The organism is Mycobacteroides saopaulense (genome assembly GCF_001456355.1).
GTDB classification, from domain to species: domain Bacteria; phylum Actinomycetota; class Actinomycetes; order Mycobacteriales; family Mycobacteriaceae; genus Mycobacterium; species Mycobacterium saopaulense.
This window is the reverse complement of sequence record NZ_CP010271.1, coordinates 210,479-223,775: the sequence shown is the minus strand read 5'-3', so window position 1 is coordinate 223,775 and position 13,297 is coordinate 210,479. Positions and strand designations below refer to the sequence as shown.

Genomic DNA, 13,297 nt, shown 5'->3' with positions numbered 1-13,297 from the left:
CCGGACTACAGTCGGCGCATGATGGCGCTGACCTGGCGTGACCGGGTGACGGCACTTGTCCGGAAGACACTCAAGGACAAGCCCGTACCGCTGGCCGACGCGAAGCATTTCTCCGACGCCGAGGTCGTCACGATGCTGCGACTGCTCGGCATCGCGATGCTCGAAGTCGGCCAGCCCACCAACCTGGTGCTCGCCAAATTGCACGACATCGCACCGCAATACACCGACAAGGAGCTACGCGCCGTCGTCTTGCCGACGGTGCTGATCATCCAGATCGACGGTGTCACCGGGCAGCTGGAAGTCGAGGAATCCACCCGCAGCACGGCACAGCTGGACCAGGCAGGACACATCGACAGCATTGCCGACATGGCCGCCGCCGGCGCCATCGCGCCGGCGGAAGCGATCGCGCGCATCCACCAGATCAGATGCCTGAAGCCACGTTTCGGGACGATCGTCACCGTGATCGGGCACACCGTCTTGACCCTCGGATTCGGGCTGGCGCTCGCTCCCACGTCCTCAGCCCTGCCCGCCTATCTGGTCCTGGGATTGATCGTCGGCGTGCTCATGTTGGCAACCAATCCCATGCCCACGCTGGCTGCCACGATGCCCGCCGTGGCCGCCTTCGTGGTCACAGTCATCAGCACGTTCATCGTCGCGAACGTGCCCAGCGAGGGACTGGCGCGCGTGTTGGCGCCGGCCCTGATCGCCGTGCTTCCCGGGGTGACCCTCACCATCGGGGCCCTGGAACTGACCAGTACCCAGCTGATGGCCGGGTCCACCCGCATCGTGTACGGCATTGCCCAATTGATGCTACTGGCGTTCGGCGTGGTGATCGGCGTGAAAGTGGCTGGGCCACTGGAGCCCTCACCACTGGGGCCGCCTCTGGGTAGTTGGACGATCGCACTGGCGGTGCCGGTGATCGCGGTGGGGTTCTATCTCTACAAGTCCGCACCGCGCGGGTCGCTGATCTGGCTGGTGCTGGCAATCGGCGTCGCCATGCTGGGCCAACGACTCGGTGGTCTGTTCCTGGCACCGGCGATGACGGGTTTCGTCGGCGCGGTCGCCGTCGTTCCCTTCGCGCTGTTCGCGGCGCGGTTCAAGGGCGCACCGTCGGCAATCGTATTGCTACTGGCCGCCTTCTGGTGTCTGGTGCCGGGCGCATTGAGTTTTGTGAACGTCAGCGAGGTCGCCGCCACCGGGCATGCCAACCTCACCGCGCTGATCGACACCTGCATGGCGATCTTCTCGATCGCACTCGGGCTGCTGGTGGGGGCCAGCCTGCATCGCGGAATGCGCTACGCGCTCACCGTCACTCGCTAGCGTATTTGGCCAGCTCGATTCGGGCCACCACACCGCGGTGGACCTCGTCTGGGCCGTCGGCCAAGCGCAACGCGCGGGCGTTCACCCAGGCTGCCGCTAGCGGGAAGTCGTTGGAAAGGCCTCCACCGCCATGCATTTGAATGGCCATGTCGATGACTTGCTGAGCCATGTTCGGGGCCGCCACCTTGATCTCGGACACCGCAGACAACGCACCCATGATGCCTATCGTGTCCAGCAGCCAGGCCGCATGCATGACCAATAGCCGGGTCTGGTTGATGGCGATGCGCGCGTCGGCAATGCGTTCGCGGTTTCCGCCCAGATTCACCAACGGTTTGCCGAATGCGGTGCGATCCAGCCCACGGCGGCACGCGTGCTCCAGCGCCACCTCGGCCAGACCGATCAGACGCATCGCGTGGTGCACCCGGCCCGGGCCCAGCCTGCCCTGGGCAATCTCGAATCCCTTGCCCGGCCCCGCGATAAACGCGTCGACCGGAAGGCGCACGTTGTCGAAGGACACCACCCCGTGGCCGCCCGGCTCATCGTAGAAGCCCATCGTCGGCAGCATCCGTTCGACGGTCACACCTGGGGTGTCCATCGGGACCAGCACCATCGAGTGGCGGGCATACCGATGCGCATCGGGGTCGGTCAACCCCATGAAGATGATCACCCTACAGTCGGGGTGCCCCACACCGGTGCTCCACCACTTGCGTCCGTTGATCACCACCTCGTCGCCGTCGACGACGGCGGTGGCGGCCATGTTGGTGGCATCCGAAGACGCGACATCGGGTTCGGTCATACAGAACGCCGAGCGGATATCGCCCTCAAGCAACGGTTCGAGCCACACCTCCTTCTGCTCCTGGCTGCCGTACCGGTGCAGCACCTCCATGTTCCCGGAATCGGGTGCGTTGCAATTGAATACGGTGGGCGCGAACAGGGATCTGCCCATCTGCTCGGCCAGCGGCGCGTAATCGGCGTTGGACAGCCCACCACCCAATTCTGGGTCGGGCAGAAAGAGGTTCCACAACCCCACGGCGCGCGCCTTCGTCTTCAACGTGTCCAGCTCCGGTGGCACTTTCCACAGCTCGGCCGCCGTGCCCGAACGGGCTCCCAGCAGCTGGTCGTGGTGCGCCAGTACCGCTCGTTCCACCGGCATGATCTCCCCGTCGATGAACTCGCGGACGGCGGCGGTCAGTTCGGCGGCACGGTCAGACGGGGCGAAGTCCATTTGTCCGATGCTAGAGGTGCGAGCGCCACACGTGACAGACTTCGCGGCATGAGCAAGAGCCGAGTGAGCCTGCTGACGCTCAGCGCCGCGACGGTCTGCGGTGTGGTTGGCCTCATCGTCACCCTCATCCTCAACGTGTTCGTGTTGGACAAGTTCGACGCCTACGGCGAGGTGAAGATTCCCGGTAACACGCAGCTGGAACTGCCCGCAGGCGAGGTGACCGTCAGCTTCCACTCCTGGGTATCCGGCGACAACGGGTTGCCCATCCCCGAGCTGGGCCTGTCGATCTTTCCTCCGGCCGGGGTGGCCGACCCCCAAGTGCGCGAAAGCATCGGCGGCTCGACCACGATGAACGGGGACGCACACCGCCGGGTGTGGATCGTGCAGATCCCTGCCGCCGGCACCTATGACGTGCAGGTCGACGGCGAGGTGAACGGCTTCGTCCGGCCGAGCCTCGCGTTCGGGCACGGCAGCAGCTACTGGTACCTAACCTGGCTTTTCGCCGGGCTGCTCGCCGTGTCGACACTCGGCTGGATCGCCTACGTCCTGGCCAGGACACGGCTAGCCCGGCCATCGCCTCCGGCCCCCTCGCAGGCAGCAACCTCCTATGAACCTTCCGATGACGGGGTTCGCATCGAACAACTCAAATCTCTTGCCGCGCTGAGAGATTCCGGGGCCCTCAGCGAAGCGGAGTTCAAGGCCGAGAAGCGCCGGGTGCTCGGCGGCGATTAGTCGTTACGATTCCCGGTATGGGCGTCATCTACCTGGTCCGGCATGGTCAGGCTGCCAACTACTCGAGCAGCCCCGATAGCCCGCTCACCAGCACCGGACAGCGGCAGGCAGACACCGTGGCGGCTGAGCTGTGCCGCCGCGGACTGGGCGGCACCCGAATCCTGCACGGCGGGATGAAGCGGCAGCGGCAGACCGGCGAGGCTGTCGCGATAGCCCTGGGATCCGAGCCCCAGCAGGACGACCGCTGGGACGAATACGACTACAAAGAGATCGTCGGCAACTCACGAATGCGGCGGTTGGCATCCGTCAACACCGTGAAGAGCCTGGCCAAGGGCAATACCCAGGCGATCCTGGAAGACGGTCTGGCGCAGTGGGCGAGCACCGACTCATCCGGTGAGTACGCCGAGAGCTACACCCGCTTTCAGCAGCGCGTGCTGGCGGCCATGGCCGATACCTCCAAGCTCGACGGTGACACCGTGGTGGCCACTTCTGCCGGCGTCATCGGGATGATCGTCGCGGACATGTGGGGCGGGAACGTCTCGAATTGGCTCACCGCGCAACGCGTTGTCATCAACTCATCGATCACATCGCTGGTGAACGGCAAGCGGGGCTTGAGCCTGCTCGCCTTCAACGACCACACCCACCTGATCGGTGATGGCGGTAACCGAGATCTGGTGACCTATCGCTAGTCCTCGTCGGCGCAAGGGGACGACGAGGTGACCACGTATACGTGAATCCCGTTGCCGCGAACATCTTCACGTGCGCTCACGATATAGCCGGCACCATCGCGATAGGTTCGACTGTTGACCGGCTCGGGCTCTGGTCGCTTGCTTTCTTGACGATGAAACCCCTTGCTGGACAGTGATTCGAGGCGTTCCAATACAGCCGCAATCAGCTCCGGAGTGGGGTTCGTGAAATCGCGCTGCAGCCGCAACCACCACGGTGGCCCTTCCGGCAGGGCCGAGTTGTAGCTGGTACGGCAGCCCATCCGCTCAACGTCGTTGACACCCGGCTCCACCTTCTCGGCGGTGACGAACGCCAGGTTCTCGGTCGTGACACGCAGCGCCTCGGACATCTTCACCGGCGTGGGTTCCATGATCTTGTTGCCTCCTTGCTCACTGTCCGCACCGGGATTGCACGAAACCGCAACCAGAATCGCCAATCCCGCCATCGCGATCGTCCATGCACGCTTCATCGGACCTGCACCTTGCGCCCGAGGCCGGGGTTGTCCGTGACATGCGGATTGCCGTAGGGGTCTTCCCATTTGGGGTTGGTCGGTAGCGTGAACGGGCCGATCTTGGCACCGGACAACCATTGATCGCCATATGCCTTGGCGATGTCCTTCACTGATTCGTTCAGGCTGCTGTCGTCCCCGATATTGATGTCAACGTTGTTCGACTCGATGCCCCGTTCGACATAGGTGGTCACCTCACCGCCCTTGATGACGTTCGCCATGTTCTGGAACGCATCAGACTTCGGGTCGTCCCAGTAACTGCCGTGCCCGTTGGGTCCGAACACCACCTCGCCGGGATGATCCTTGTTGTCGTCGCTGTAATAGCCGGTATCCAGGCGTGTGACCCCGGGAATCGAATCTGGATCTCCGCCAAGCGGATTGCCCGCGTGTGGATTACCGATATCACCGTCCGGCGCCCGCGGAATCACCGGCGGTAGGTCCAGATTGACCCCGGGGAAGGGCGAGAACCTGGTGGGGATGTCGCTGTCCCGCGGGGCAAGCTGTGCGGCACCGATGAGGTCACCGGGCGCGGTCATGGAGAACCGCTGCACATTCGGATTGGGGTTATGCCACTCGGTGCTGAGAATGCCCGTACCGGCGGAGGACGCATACAGCACACGGTCGGCGCGCAGCCCCATCTGTTCGGCGGTGCCGACGACGGATCCGCCGTACGAGTGCCCGATGTAGGTGGTCGGTGTGCCCGGGGCGTGGCGAGCGACCTCCGCGTCGAGTTCCTTGCCGAACGAGACCAGCTGCGGTGCCATCGCCAATCCATAGGACGGGTCTGTGGCCTTGTCCAGCCCCTGCGGAAAGTCGTTCTCCATGTAGAGGAAAACCGGCGACCCGCTCTGCTTCGCCAGGTTGACGGCCGAGTCGTGGTTGTTCCTGCTGCCGTTGAGGTTGGTGTTGGTGCCCGGAACGTAGACGCCGACACCCGGAGCTCCGGGCTTGAGGTCGCCGATCTGCTCGATCATGCGCCCGTTGCCCTCGGTGGAGAACATGACGAACTTGCGATCGACCTTGAAGTCGGCGGGTGATCCTCCCGCCGGGATGGTGGCGAACGGATCGTCCATCGGCGCGAGCATCGCCCTGAGCTGATCGATGCGGGCCTGATCTGGAGACGGCCTCTGCAGCTCGTCGGTGAGAGCGTTCCGGATGTTGATCTCGTTGGCGTCGGCACGAACATCGAAGGGCACCCCGTTGTTGTTGCCCATGAACTCCGGGTCGGCGATGACCATCTGGTGCACTGTCTCCGGGGGCAGGCTCTCCAGGAACGCCCTGCGGTCTTCCTCGGACATGCCGCGCACACGGTCGACGAGTGCATCGGGATCGATCTGCTCCCCCGACGGCAGCGTCACGTCCTGCTGCCCATCGCGCATGGCCTCCAGGTCGTTGACGGCCTCCCGCAGCTTCCGGCCGTACATCTCGTCGAGCCGGGCCACCTCGTCAAGACCCGATTGGATCCTGCGCTGATGGTCGGCAGCGGCCTGTTCCTTCTTGGGGTCCGAGTGACTGACCTCGCCGGTATCGGTGACCGTGAACCCGTCGGCAATGGCGGCGTCCACGTCCTGCAGCGTGTATTCCTTGGCGTGCTTGAGTGTTCGGCCTGCATCCTCGGCGTCGTCGGACAGCCGGTTCAGCACATTGCGGACCTCGCGACCGTGGTCGAGTTCCTGGTCGACCTTGATCCTGGCCGCATCGTGCGTCTTACCGAACCAGCCCGACGCGTCGTTGAACACACGGTCGCACGAGTCCAGAGACGCATCCAGCGTCCGGGCGTTGTCACGTGCGGTGTCGGCGGCCTTGCTGAGCGCATCGAGATTCCAGCCGCGCAGCGCACTGATCGTCGGGCGCATCAGCGGGGCTTGAGCGCGTCGAAGGACGTGGCCGTCTTCTCGTCCTGCACCGTCACATTGGTGGCGAAGGTGTCGACGAGCCCCGCCATGTCGGAGAACCTGCGGGCGATCGAGGACATCGCCTTGATACCGGGGGAGGCCGTATCGCGGATAGCGGCCAGCACTTCGCTTCCCGAGCCCGAAGCATCCTGAAAGGACATCCACGGCATGTCGTTGATGTGCAATGTCTCGCCCAGCCATGTCTTGGAAATGGCCGCGAGCTCCTCGGTGCGGACCCCGAACTCGTCGCTCATGATTCCCTCCGCTAACTCCTCATCGGTGACTCTATCCAGTCAGACGTTCGGAGACGCGGATCGGTTTCATGTTTGTGGAGAAAGAACCAAATCGGCCGCCTTCTCGCCCAGCAGCACCGCTGGAGCGTGTGTGTGGCCCCGGATGAGGGTCGGTATCACCGAGGCATCGACCACTCGTAGGCCCTGCACGCCGCGCACTGTCAGGTCCGGCGTCACCACGCTGGACTCGTCCGCACCCATCCGGCAGGTGCCGACGGGGTGATACAGCGTGTGTGAGTTGTTCTCCAGTGCGGCGACGAGTGTCTCCTCCAGGTTGTCGCCGGGGTTCCTGGGCCGCAGGATCCTGCCCAGCAACGCCCGCATCGAGGGCATCTCGGCAATGCGCGCCGTGGTGTGCAAGCCGAACATCATGGCGGCGCGGTCTTGCCCGGCGGGGTCGCTCAGGTAGCGCGGATCGATGCGTGGCTTGGCCAGCGGATCGGGCGAGGTCAGAGTGATCTCGCCGCTGCTTTCCGGCTTGAGCAGGATGGGACCCATCACGATGGCGTGCTCGGTGGCCTCGCCCAGCCCTTCGTCGAAGAAGGGTGCCGGAGCGAAGATCAGCTCCAGGTCGGGCAGCGCAAGTTCGGCGCGGCTGCGCAGGAATCCGTAGGCCTCACCGACATTGGAAGTGAGCATGCCGCGATGGCGCAGAAAGTAGTTGGCCAGCTGCAGCGGCTTCTCCGCCCCATACAACGAGTCGGCCTCAACGGCGTAGCCCACCGGGCAGCACAGGTGATCAAGCAGGTTCTGGCCCACCTGCGGCGCGTCGTGCACGACGGGGATGCCCAACTCGCCGAGCCGCTTGGCATCGCCGATACCCGAAAGCATCAGCAGCTGAGGGGAATTGATCGCCCCTCCACTCAGAATCACCTCACGACGGGCATGCACGGTGTGGGTGATGCCGTCGCGCACGTATTCGACGCCGACGGCGCGGGTGCCGTCGAACAACACTCGGCGTACCTGGGCATCGGTGACCACGTTCAGGTTCCGGCGCCGCAGACCGGGCTTGAGGTAGCCGTCCGCAGTGCTCCAACGCCGACCTCCGTTCTGACACACCATGGTCTCCGAAAAGCCCTTCGGTTCAGGGGTGTTGGCCCGCTCGACATCGAAACCGGCTTCCTTCACCGCCTCCAACCACGCCGCGGTGCTGGAACGGGGGCTGCGCTGTTTGGAGATCTTCAACGCACCGTCGATGCCCTCGTCGCTCTCCCTTGCGCCCTCGACCGCCTCGATGCGCTTGAAATAGTGGGCGACATTCGCGAAGGACCACTGATCGCCGGCGACCGCGGCCCAGTCGTCGTAGTCGGCCGCAAAGCCACGAACCCACATCATCGCGTTCATGGATGACGAGCCGCCCAGCGTTTTGCCTCGCGGCCAATAGATCTGGCGATTGTTCAGCTGCGGCTGGGGTTCGGTGAGGTAGTCCCAGTCCACATCGCTGCGGAACAATTTCGAGAAGGCGGCGGGAATGTGGATGCCCATGTCCTTGTCCTTGGGACCCGCCTCCAGGACCAGCACCTGGTCGTTGGTCCGTTCGGAGAGCCGGGCGGCCAGCGGTGCTCCCGCCGATCCCGCGCCCACGATGACAAAGTCAGCAGCCAGGTCCTCAACCATGGGGTGGACGCTAGCGGACTGGACAGCGCGCCGGGAAGCTTCTGGTACAGGACGTCCCACCTGTGGGGTCAGGGGTACACCCGGTAGCAGTTGGTCCCGCCGATCCCGAGCACATACACCGTGTCGCAGCGCGTGAAGCTGCCGTCGGGGGCGTAGTCAGACTCGCAGACACCGCCGCCGTTGCCCCACACCACGACCTTGCCGCACGGAGCCGCTGCGGCGGGTCCGGCCAGGGCGATGCCCCCAGCGGCCATTGCGGCGGCGATTCCCACTGTGGCCAGTATTTTCCGCATGTCAGTTGCCTCTTCTTGATGCTTCCGGCTTCTCCATACGCCGGCTATACCGGTAGAACGCTTCCGATTTTGGAAAAGTTTCCTAAATCGGAAGGTTTGTTACGATGGCCACATGCCACCGCCCAACGGCCTGCGCGAGCAGAAGAAGTCAGAGACCAAGCTGGCATTGAGCAGAGCCGCCCTAGAGCTGGCGCTGGACCGGGGAGACCTGGCGGCCGTCACCGTCGACGACATCGCCGACGCGGTGCGCGTCTCGTCCCGCACGTTTCGCAATTACTTCACCAGCAAGGAAGACGCCGTCCTGTTCTCGCTGCGCGGGATTGAGGACAACGCCGTCGAACTGCTGCGTCGGCGCCCCGCCGACGAGCACGTAGTCGATTCACTGGAGGCCGTGATGCTGGATTTGGCGACCTCCGAGGCGTTCAGCACCGCCGTCGCCGTCACCCGGCTATCGGCGCAGAATCCCGGCCTGACCGCGCATGACGCCGCCCGAACCGACGACGTCGGAACAGTGGTGCTGGCGGAGGTCAGTCGACGCACGGGCCTGGATCCGAACGTCGACCTGTATCCGCGGCTGGTCTGCAATGCCGCCTACGCGGTCCTCGGCACGGTGATCCAGCTGGCGGTGTCCGATTCCGCGCTGCCCAGAGATCCCGGAGAACTTGTCGCCCAAGGATTTCAGCGCTTGCGGGACGGACTCACATGACCTTGGCGGTGAATCACGTCGACGCGGGTGACGTAGTGCTCCGTAAGGCGCACGACGCCGACCGCGAGGGGTTGATGGAGATCATGACCGACCCGGACGTACGTGCCTACATCGGTGGGCCGCGCCCAAGGAACGACGTGGAGAGATTTCTCGACGAACGGGGAACGCACGCAGCCACGGCGGCAGCGGGGGCATTCGTGGTGGCCGAGAAGTCCAGCGACAGGTTCGCCGGAACCATGACACTGGATTACCGACACTCGGATCTTCCTGGACATGTGACGCCCGGCGGAGGCGAATTGGAACTGTCCTATGTGTTCCGGCGCGATTCCTGGGGGAAGGGCTGGGCCCACCGGGCGGCGCTCGCGTTACTCGGCGCCGCCGCGGCCGAACTATCCGATCGGCCCGTGCTCGTGGCGACCCAGAGCGCGAACGCGCGGTCGGTCAAACTGCTGCGACGGTTGGGATTCGAGCCCGTGTCGACATTCTTTCAATTCGACGCCGAACAGATACTGGCAACCGCTCCACTACAACGCTTCGCAACGGATCAGCCGCGCGGCTGATCCAGCAGTTTGGCGATGCCGTGGAGCTCGGTGGCCTGAATCTCTTTGACAACCCGCAGCAGAATTCGCTCGTCGAGGTCGTCAAGATTGACGCCCCTGTTCGTCACCGTCAGCAGCGTGCCGCCCTCGTGCTCACGGAAGGCCACATGACGCGTCCAGCGGGCCGCCTGGCCCGTGCTGGCGTGGGCGACAAGGCCCAGGGTCAAATGATCGTATGGCTGAGCGTCGAGGAACTCGATCTCGAATACTCCGCTGAATCTGGTCCCCACCACCTGGACCGTGGTCATCGTGAAGGTGTTCCCGACGATGACGTCGGCCGGGGCGTCCGGCTTGCCCCACCAGGACGCCGGATCGATGAGAGCCGACCATACGTCTTGAGGCGGGTGGGGGAAATACCGCTGAACCTGTGTCATCGCTTCACACTCACTCGTGAAGAAGTCCTATGGTGCGCCCGAAGGGATTCGAACCCCTAACCTTCTGATCCGTAGTCAGATGCTCTATCCGTTGAGCTACGGGCGCTAGCTATTCAATTGTTGCAGGTCAACAGGTTTGGCCTGCAGACCGACGCGGAGGCGAGAGGATTTGAACCTCCGGTCCCCCGTAAAGGGGACAACTCATTAGCAGTGAGTCCCATTCGGCCGCTCTGGCACGCCTCCTGAACTTCCCGAGCGGTACTCCGAACCCAGAAAAATGGATCCCGAACCGCCGAGGGCACAGAGTACAGGCCCGCGAGCCCGGAAGGCAAAGCCGTTGGTCGCCATCCGGTCCAACATGCACCGATAGTCTGTTCCGGTGCCCGCCCGACTTCGCCCCGAGCTGACCGAACTGCCGGCCTACACCCCCGGACGCAGTGTGCCCGGAGCCATCAAGCTCGCCAGTAACGAGACCGTGCAGGGGCCCCTGCCGAGTGTGCGTGCGGCCATCGCGGACGCCACCGCACTGATCAACCGGTACCCCGACAACGGGTACGCCGAGCTGCGCTCACACCTGGCCAAACACGTGGACCTAGCGCCCGAGCACATCGCGGTGGGCTGCGGATCGGTGAGCCTGTGTCAGCAGCTCGTTCAGATCACCGCGACGGTGGGCGACGAGGTGCTGTTCGGCTGGCGGTCCTTCGAGACCTACCCGCTGGTGGTGCGGGTCGCCGGGGCCACCCCCGTGCAGGTGCCGCTGACCGACTACACCTATGACCTCGACGCCATGGCTGCCGCGGTGACAGACGCCACCCGGCTGATCTTCGTGTGCAACCCGAACAATCCGACCGGCACCGTGGTGCCCCCCGCCGATCTGCGGCGGTTCGTCGAGACGGTGCCGCCGCACATCCTCATCGCGATCGACGAGGCCTACATCGAGTACGTGCGCGAGAACTTCAGTGACAGCCTGGCGCTTGTCCGTGAACACCCCAATGTGATTGTGCTGCGCACCTTCTCGAAGGCGTACGGCCTGGCGGGCCTGCGCGTGGGCTATGCGATCGGCGATCCCGATGTGATCACCACGCTGGGCAAGGTGTACGTACCGTTCAGCGCGTCCAGCCTCGCCCAGGCCGCCGCGATTGCCTCACTCGGTGCCGCCGAGGAACTACTGGCACGGACCAACGGCGTTGTCGCCGAGCGCACCCGAGTGACCGCTGCGCTGCGCGAGGCGGGCTACGACGTACCCGAATCACAGGCCAACTTCGTCTGGCTGCCACTCGGTGACCAATCGACGGAGTTCGCACAGGCTTCCGCCGAGTCACGAATCATCGTGCGGCCCTTTGCTACAGACGGCGTCCGTGTCACCGTCGCCGCCCCAGAAGAAAACGATGCATTCCTGAACTTCGCGCGGGCCTGGCGCTAGCTCACCCGAGACAATTCGGTAGCCGCGGTCCATTCCACGGTGAGTTCGACGATGTCCTGCGTACCCGGATGCACCAATGCCAGTGGGGTCAAAGGCCCCTCGGCTACACCGGTGAGCACACGTGCCGCCGCGGCTGGATCGGCCACCGAGACGGTCACCGCCGCCACGCATTCCGCAGGGCGCACATAGAAGCGGGTGCCCGGGTCGACCGGCCCGGCGAGCTCGACACCGGAGATGTCCATCGCGGTGGCGCCCTCGGAGATCGAAAGCAGAACCGGACGTTGTGAATCCACCACGAACGGCCCCATCAGGCCCGCGGCCATCACGGCCTGCGAGTCGTCGATGGTGGGGGCATGATCCACCTGATCGGTGGCGAACAGCGATTGCTCCAGGAGGTACCGGTACAGCTGCACCACACGGTCGGCATTGCGATGGTTGCGCGCGTCGTGCAACCAGAACTCGACATCTTCGATGGCGGCGGTGCCTCCCTGTACGTACAGACGGTAGAAGCGATACCCAAGATTGCTTCCCCCGTGTCGCGTCTCAGCCACCGTCGCGCCTACGCCCAGCGCCTTGACGTAGCGAGCCTCGCCTGCCGCGAAGCTCAGTTCCGAGGAGGAAACCTCGCGCCACATGGAACCGTCGATCGATGCGTGCAACCGGACATCGGCAGGGCGCTGTTCCGCACCGGTGCGCACCGCGAGCCCGCCCAGCTGCGGACGTTCGTTGAACTCAAACTCGATGAACGACGGGGACTTTCGCGTCGCACTAGGCACATTGCGTGCGGCGGTGTCCAGCTCCACCCCGTTGGTGAGGAACCAGATCGCCGCCTGTGTACCCGCGATGGCCTCGTGATCCTTGATGTTGGCTGCACCCAGGTATCCGGCAGCGCGCAAGCGCCGGCTCAGCTGTGCCGTCGAAAGCGCAGGAAAGGAGTTGGCCAAAATCCAGGCGACCTGTGATTCACGGGTGCGTGCCCGCAGGTTCGCCACCGACAGCCAGTCCGCTACCGCGTAACCCGAAGGCAAATTGGGAGCAATGCCCGCGATATCGAGCGAATACGCGGCGATGGTGGGGTTCAGGCGAATTAAATCTGTACGAGCCGAAGTCCCGTCGGTGAACACAACCTCGTCCACGGTGGACGAATAGGTGCCGCCGCGGTACCGCGTCAGGCGCTGGGGGAGCACATCGGCGTTAGGGCGACGTCGCCTGCCGGTGATGCGGGCGGACGGCCATTCGACGAGCGATAGCAAAGAATGAGTGGTCATGGTTGGTTGATCCTTATGCTGGCGGATTGCAGCCCAGGAGCTCAACAACGTCGAAAGACGGTGATCTTGGGGCCAGGGGCGGGGTTAGGGAATCAACAACAACAGCAACACACGGCGACGCTGCGCGCCCCGGTGCTGTCGGCGCGCAGCGCGCTGATCGCCCGGAGTCGGTGCGACTGTGCGACGTGCTGCATGCAACCAGTCTACGTACGGGCGACCGCGCGGCCTATTTCGGCAATCCGCGCTGTCGACACGCCGCCCCGTGGTGAACCCGTGCGCTACGAATCCGCCGCGACGCGGCGTGTCGGCAAAAACCGG

At 64.5% G+C, this 13,297-nt stretch carries 14 protein-coding genes and 2 tRNA genes; 6 read left to right on the top strand and 10 right to left on the bottom strand.

The features are described 5' to 3' along the window. Window positions 1-18: 18 nt before the first annotated feature. Window positions 19-1,320: a threonine/serine exporter family protein gene (locus tag MYCSP_RS01105; protein WP_083015299.1), complete on the top strand. Its 1,302-nt coding sequence runs from the start codon at window positions 19-21 to the stop codon at window positions 1,318-1,320. Here MYCSP_RS01105 and MYCSP_RS01100 read toward each other — a convergent pair. Continuing rightward, window positions 1,310-2,545, bottom strand: a complete 1,236-nt coding sequence (locus MYCSP_RS01100; RefSeq protein ID WP_083015303.1) for an acyl-CoA dehydrogenase family protein — start codon at window positions 2,543-2,545, stop codon at window positions 1,310-1,312. The two genes, MYCSP_RS01105 and MYCSP_RS01100, sit on opposite strands and share 11 nt — an antisense overlap. A 48-nt stretch (window positions 2,546-2,593) precedes the next feature. On the opposite strand from MYCSP_RS01100, the gene MYCSP_RS01095 reads away from it, so the two are divergent. After that, entirely contained in the window at window positions 2,594-3,277 is a 684-nt protein-coding gene (locus MYCSP_RS01095) for an SHOCT domain-containing protein (RefSeq protein WP_088413034.1), read from the top strand. A 17-nt stretch (window positions 3,278-3,294) separates the two neighbouring features. Next, entirely contained in the window at window positions 3,295-3,966 is a 672-nt protein-coding gene (locus tag MYCSP_RS01090) for a histidine phosphatase family protein (protein WP_088413033.1), read from the top strand. Here MYCSP_RS01090 and MYCSP_RS01085 read toward each other — a convergent pair. The 5 genes from MYCSP_RS01085 to MYCSP_RS01065 all read right to left on the bottom strand — a co-directional run bounded on the left by MYCSP_RS01085 (window position 3,963) and on the right by MYCSP_RS01065 (window position 8,609). Next, entirely contained in the window at window positions 3,963-4,472 is a 510-nt protein-coding gene (locus MYCSP_RS01085; protein ID WP_088413032.1) for a hypothetical protein, read from the bottom strand. The two genes, MYCSP_RS01090 and MYCSP_RS01085, sit on opposite strands and share 4 nt — an antisense overlap. Continuing rightward, entirely contained in the window at window positions 4,469-6,367 is a 1,899-nt protein-coding gene (locus MYCSP_RS01080; protein WP_070912203.1) for an alpha/beta hydrolase, read from the bottom strand. The genes MYCSP_RS01085 and MYCSP_RS01080 overlap by 4 nt, the downstream gene beginning before the upstream one ends. Beyond that, window positions 6,367-6,660, bottom strand: a complete 294-nt coding sequence (locus MYCSP_RS01075) for a hypothetical protein (protein WP_070912202.1) — start codon at window positions 6,658-6,660, stop codon at window positions 6,367-6,369. Before MYCSP_RS01075 ends, MYCSP_RS01080 begins: the two co-directional genes overlap by 1 nt. A gap of 66 nt (window positions 6,661-6,726) precedes the next feature. Further along, a complete protein-coding gene (locus MYCSP_RS01070) occupies window positions 6,727-8,316 on the bottom strand; it encodes a GMC family oxidoreductase (protein WP_088413031.1) in 1,590 nt (529 codons plus the stop codon). A gap of 68 nt (window positions 8,317-8,384) precedes the next feature. Then, the gene (locus tag MYCSP_RS01065) at window positions 8,385-8,609 is read right to left on the bottom strand and encodes a hypothetical protein (RefSeq protein WP_088413030.1); all 225 of its coding nucleotides are present in this window, start codon (window positions 8,607-8,609) and stop codon (window positions 8,385-8,387) included. A gap of 112 nt (window positions 8,610-8,721) precedes the next feature. On the opposite strand from MYCSP_RS01065, the gene MYCSP_RS01060 reads away from it, so the two are divergent. After that, window positions 8,722-9,315: a TetR/AcrR family transcriptional regulator gene (locus MYCSP_RS01060; protein WP_070912199.1), complete on the top strand. Its 594-nt coding sequence runs from the start codon at window positions 8,722-8,724 to the stop codon at window positions 9,313-9,315. Next, window positions 9,312-9,875: a GNAT family N-acetyltransferase gene (locus MYCSP_RS01055; RefSeq protein WP_070912198.1), complete on the top strand. Its 564-nt coding sequence runs from the start codon at window positions 9,312-9,314 to the stop codon at window positions 9,873-9,875. The genes MYCSP_RS01060 and MYCSP_RS01055 overlap by 4 nt, the downstream gene beginning before the upstream one ends. On the opposite strand, the gene MYCSP_RS01050 is transcribed toward MYCSP_RS01055, so the two are convergent. From MYCSP_RS01050 to MYCSP_RS01040, 3 genes are all read right to left on the bottom strand, one after another. Then, a complete protein-coding gene (locus MYCSP_RS01050) occupies window positions 9,860-10,288 on the bottom strand; it encodes an SRPBCC family protein (protein ID WP_070912197.1) in 429 nt (142 codons plus the stop codon). The genes MYCSP_RS01055 and MYCSP_RS01050 overlap by 16 nt on opposite strands. A 30-nt stretch (window positions 10,289-10,318) precedes the next feature. Next, a tRNA-Arg gene (locus MYCSP_RS01045) sits at window positions 10,319-10,394 on the bottom strand. Window positions 10,395-10,442: 48 nt separating this feature from the next. Continuing rightward, window positions 10,443-10,531 (bottom strand) — tRNA-Ser (locus MYCSP_RS01040). Between the two features lie 136 nt (window positions 10,532-10,667). Here MYCSP_RS01040 and hisC point away from each other — a divergent pair. Next, window positions 10,668-11,711 carry a histidinol-phosphate transaminase gene (gene hisC, locus MYCSP_RS01035; protein ID WP_088413029.1) on the top strand — a complete coding sequence of 348 codons (1,044 nt, stop codon included), beginning with the start codon at window positions 10,668-10,670 and terminating at the stop codon, window positions 11,709-11,711. Here the strand turns inward: hisC and MYCSP_RS01030 are convergent. Further along, window positions 11,708-12,979 carry a thioester domain-containing protein gene (locus MYCSP_RS01030; protein WP_088413028.1) on the bottom strand — a complete coding sequence of 424 codons (1,272 nt, stop codon included), beginning with the start codon at window positions 12,977-12,979 and terminating at the stop codon, window positions 11,708-11,710. The genes hisC and MYCSP_RS01030 overlap by 4 nt on opposite strands. Window positions 12,980-13,297 lie beyond the last annotated feature (318 nt).

Bases quoted from the DNA above. Each gene is read 5' to 3' on its own strand.
- MYCSP_RS01070 (WP_088413031.1), bottom strand. From the start codon at position 8,316: ATGGTTGAGGACCTGGCTGCTGACTTTGTCATCGTGGGCGCGGGATCG.
- MYCSP_RS01060 (WP_070912199.1), top strand. From the start codon at position 8,722: ATGCCACCGCCCAACGGCCTGCGCGAGCAGAAGAAGTCAGAGACCAAG.
- MYCSP_RS01100 (WP_083015303.1), bottom strand. From the start codon at position 2,545: ATGGACTTCGCCCCGTCTGACCGTGCCGCCGAACTGACCGCCGCCGTC.
- MYCSP_RS01105 (WP_083015299.1), top strand. From the start codon at position 19: ATGATGGCGCTGACCTGGCGTGACCGGGTGACGGCACTTGTCCGGAAG.
- MYCSP_RS01055 (WP_070912198.1), top strand. From the start codon at position 9,312: ATGACCTTGGCGGTGAATCACGTCGACGCGGGTGACGTAGTGCTCCGT.
- MYCSP_RS01080 (WP_070912203.1), bottom strand. From the start codon at position 6,367: ATGCGCCCGACGATCAGTGCGCTGCGCGGCTGGAATCTCGATGCGCTC.
- MYCSP_RS01095 (WP_088413034.1), top strand. From the start codon at position 2,594: ATGAGCAAGAGCCGAGTGAGCCTGCTGACGCTCAGCGCCGCGACGGTC.
- MYCSP_RS01085 (WP_088413032.1), bottom strand. From the start codon at position 4,472: ATGAAGCGTGCATGGACGATCGCGATGGCGGGATTGGCGATTCTGGTT.
- MYCSP_RS01050 (WP_070912197.1), bottom strand. From the start codon at position 10,288: ATGACACAGGTTCAGCGGTATTTCCCCCACCCGCCTCAAGACGTATGG.
- MYCSP_RS01090 (WP_088413033.1), top strand. From the start codon at position 3,295: ATGGGCGTCATCTACCTGGTCCGGCATGGTCAGGCTGCCAACTACTCG.
- MYCSP_RS01075 (WP_070912202.1), bottom strand. From the start codon at position 6,660: ATGAGCGACGAGTTCGGGGTCCGCACCGAGGAGCTCGCGGCCATTTCC.
- MYCSP_RS01065 (WP_088413030.1), bottom strand. From the start codon at position 8,609: ATGCGGAAAATACTGGCCACAGTGGGAATCGCCGCCGCAATGGCCGCT.
- MYCSP_RS01030 (WP_088413028.1), bottom strand. From the start codon at position 12,979: ATGACCACTCATTCTTTGCTATCGCTCGTCGAATGGCCGTCCGCCCGC.